This is a genomic window from Agromyces humi (genome assembly GCF_009720255.1).
Classification (GTDB): Bacteria; Actinomycetota; Actinomycetes; order Actinomycetales; family Microbacteriaceae; genus Agromyces; species Agromyces humi.
Genome location: NZ_WJSP02000718.1, coordinates 1 through 755, shown reverse-complemented (window position 1 = coordinate 755; position 755 = coordinate 1). Strand labels below are relative to the sequence as shown.

Annotated in this window: 1 protein-coding gene; it reads right to left on the bottom strand. The window is 72.1% G+C overall.

Annotated elements, in window-relative coordinates:
* The coding region (locus tag GH736_RS23760; protein WP_159607546.1) for a YhgE/Pip family protein at positions 1–755 on the bottom strand (755 nt) is incomplete at both ends.

Sequence of the window (755 nt, the reverse complement as noted above, 5' to 3'; positions counted from 1 at the left end):
CTGGGCTGCAGGTCGCGCATGGTGCGGTAGTGCGTCATGCGCGTGACGCCCACGGCGGCGAGCACGAGGGCGCCGCCGAGCCACGCGAGCAGCACGAGCGCGTCGAGGCCGGCCCGTGACAGGTCGCCGCCGTACATGAACTGCCGCATCGCGTCGACGACGTAGCCCATCGGCAGCACGTGGTGCAGCGCGGCGAGCGGTGCGGGCAGCGTCTGCCACGGGAACGTGCCGCCCGCGGTGACGAGCTGCAGCACCATGAGCACGAGCCCCAGGAACTGCCCGACCGAGCCGAGCCACACGTTGAGCGCGAGGATGATGGCCGCGTACGTGACCGACGCCAGCAGCATGATGCCGAGCGTGCCGACCGGGTTCGCCATCGGGAACCCGAGGGTCACGGCGAGCACCACGAAGAGCATCACCATCTGCACCGCACCGAGGAGCCCTGGCGTGAGCCAGCCGGCGAGCGTGACGCGGATCGGGGAGTGCAGCGCGGTCACCGCACGCCGCGAGATCGGCTTCACGATGAGGAACAGGGCGTAGATGCCGATCCAGCCCGCCAGTGCGGCGAAGAACGGGGCCAGGCCGGCTCCGTAGTTGCCCGCCTGGGTGAGCGCCGACGTCTGCAGCGCGATCGGATCGGAGATCGTGTCGGCCTGCGCGTCGCGCGTGGCCTGGTCGGAGTCGGGAATCGCGGCGGCGCCGTCGTCGAGCCCGTCGCGCAGCGTGGCGGTGCCGTCGCGGAGGGTGCCGAGCCC